A 2,407-nucleotide genomic window follows, 5' to 3' on the forward strand; every position below is an offset into this window, starting at 1 on the left:
TTGGATGCTTAAGCAAGCATGAAAAAATCTATATTTAATATAGGAATATAAAATTTACCTTAAATTTTCAATTTCTCTAAACATTCCAACCACCGATCAAAATGCGAACATTGCCTACGCATTTGATCAAGGCCAATTTCAGAAGCAATAATTGTCCCTTGTACAACTTTGTTATAGTCAGGAATTAAGGACAAAATCCGCTTAGATGGTGCAGTTTGTGGACTATTATTGATTTCTTCTGGAGATGAAAAATCACCCTTAATTTTGACAAGCTCCTCAACTATCCTTTCATCATCAACCCAATCACCAAACTTTTCAGGCTCAGTAAAGAGTAAAGCTTCAAATTCATGCAACATGATATAAGGAATAAAGTTATTCTCGTTAATATCAAGCTTTAACGCTTGCTCTAAAAATTCAACTTTCTGAAAACAGTTGTTGATTCGCCTATAGTCAGGATTTTCTTTATTTGGGAAATCACTTGGTAAGGCATACAAATCAAAAAAAGTGGTTACCCAAGCATCTGCATCTTGACGGCATAATTTAATAATTTGAGGTTTAACTTTTGCATAGCTGACAATTCCACCTTTATGTCCACGGCTGGTTGAAACAATAATGGGCTGGATAAAAATATTGTGATAAGCATATAAGGGCGTAATTACCTCATTAATAAATGATTCTTCCGTTTGCCCTTCTACTAAAACATAGATACGTTTCATCGGTTTGGTCTCCCACCGATGAGGTTCTTTTTCCATAACTCGCCTAGTGAATAATCTTCTAACCAAGTTGCTAATTTTTCAACATTTAACCTTGAAAAATGAGAACTACCTTTTATTTTATCTACTACGATTAGGTCTTCTACTGTAAATTCATTTAATAATTCAACAGATTGCGTTGAAATAATAATCTGATGTTCTATTGCAGTAGACTTAATCAGGTTTGCTAATACATTGATTGCATAGGGATGTAAACCTAATTCAGGTTCATCAATCAATATAGTCGCTGGCATGAACTCATCAGGTTGCAGTAATACAGTCACTAAGCAAATAAACCTCAGAGTACCATCAGACAATGCACTTGCAGTAAATGGCTCATCTTGCCCAACTTCTACCCACTCTAATTGGATTCTCTCTGGGTTTGTTACAGTTGGACGTAAATGAAAATCGCCAAAGAAAGGAGCAACCAAGCGTATTGTTTTAACAATACGCTTATAGTGAGATTCATGCTGTTGCTTTAAACGATAAAGGAAAGCAGCTAAATTTCTGGCATCTTGTCTTAGATATTCATTGTCACCAATATTGTGAATTTGCTTGACCGTTGCTGTAGAGCTAGTATCGTGAAAATGATACAACGTCCAACTCATAATTGCTGGAATAACATAATGATAAATATTGGTTTTATTTTTTTGATCTTCGATATAACTCTCAAAATGTCCACTTTTTGCTCTCCACTCACCATGAACATTCCACCATAATGCCTCTCGCTCAAACATCATGCGGTTATCCTGAGTAGGTACTAATGAGAACTTATAGCCATTATTGCCAAAGTACAATTCCCCTTTAAGTCGTTCAGTCTTTTTTCGCCCAAAGTGTAAAACTGAATCTGGACCTCCAGATTCACCAACTGCCAATTGCAATTGTTCATCAATAATTCTACCAATCAATTTGAAAAAACTGATCAAATTAGACTTACCTGCGCCATTTGCACCGATCAATACATTCAGTCTATTCAGCTTTAAATCACATGTTTCAATTGACTTGTAGCCGTCTATTACAATACGTGAAATTTGTTTTTCACGAATATCTTCTGTCATGTTGTTTTCTTCAAAATTAATATGGGATCAAGAGCATTGAGAAGTTTTACTCTCATCTTTGGGATTAAATCATAACACCTAAAACTAGATAGATGTCTTACTCTATACCGCTAAAAGACAATACTATAAATTAAATATTTTCTATTTACTTTGGCTAACTTTTTAGACAATAGAACCATCAATAAAATTCACGACATAAATTGACGTACTCAACCAAAAATACCAATAGACCATTTCAATCAATGATAGACTACTCAAAACTTCATCGACTTTTATACTCATTTCATGAATAGCGTACTTGCGAATATTGACCAGATTCGACAGTCATACTCCACACAGACCACTTCCCAGCACAAAGCAAGCTTAGGACAATACTTTACGCCTACTGAAATTGCCGTTTTTATGGCATCATTATTTGAGCTTAAAGACAAAGAACAGTACAAAATTTTAGATGCAGGAGCAGGTATCGGTTGCCTAAGTAGTGCTTTGCTCCAAAGGATTCAAGACACCTACCCTCATAGTTCTTATGATGTAACCACAGTAGAATTAGATCAACAACTCATTAATACACTTCAGCATAATTTAGAAATGTTTGAG

3 protein-coding genes are annotated in these 2,407 nt (G+C 34.8%); 1 reads left to right on the plus strand and 2 read right to left on the minus strand.

What is annotated here, in order from left to right:
• Window positions 1–59: 59 nt before the first annotated feature.
• Entirely contained in the window at window positions 60–716 is a 657-nt protein-coding gene (locus N5J47_RS18045; protein WP_279961410.1) for a DUF4276 family protein, read from the minus strand.
• On the minus strand, window positions 713–1,810 hold the full coding sequence (locus N5J47_RS18050) for an AAA family ATPase (protein ID WP_279961411.1): 1,098 nt from the start codon (window positions 1,808–1,810) through the stop codon (window positions 713–715). Before N5J47_RS18050 ends, N5J47_RS18045 begins: the two co-directional genes overlap by 4 nt.
• Before the next feature lie 285 nt (window positions 1,811–2,095).
• Between N5J47_RS18050 and N5J47_RS18055 the strand changes: the two genes are divergently transcribed.
• A partial coding sequence (locus tag N5J47_RS18055; protein WP_279961412.1) for an N-6 DNA methylase occupies window positions 2,096–2,407 on the plus strand: 312 nt, incomplete at its 3' end.

The organism is Acinetobacter sp. GD03645, assembly GCF_029845285.1.
In the GTDB taxonomy this organism is placed as follows: Bacteria; Pseudomonadota; Gammaproteobacteria; order Pseudomonadales; family Moraxellaceae; genus Acinetobacter; species Acinetobacter corruptisaponis.

Excerpts from the sequence above, each read along its gene's own strand:
- N5J47_RS18050 (WP_279961411.1), bottom strand. The coding sequence starts at position 1,810 with ATGACAGAAGATATTCGTGAAAAACAAATTTCACGTATTGTAATAGAC.
- N5J47_RS18045 (WP_279961410.1), bottom strand. The coding sequence starts at position 716 with ATGAAACGTATCTATGTTTTAGTAGAAGGGCAAACGGAAGAATCATTT.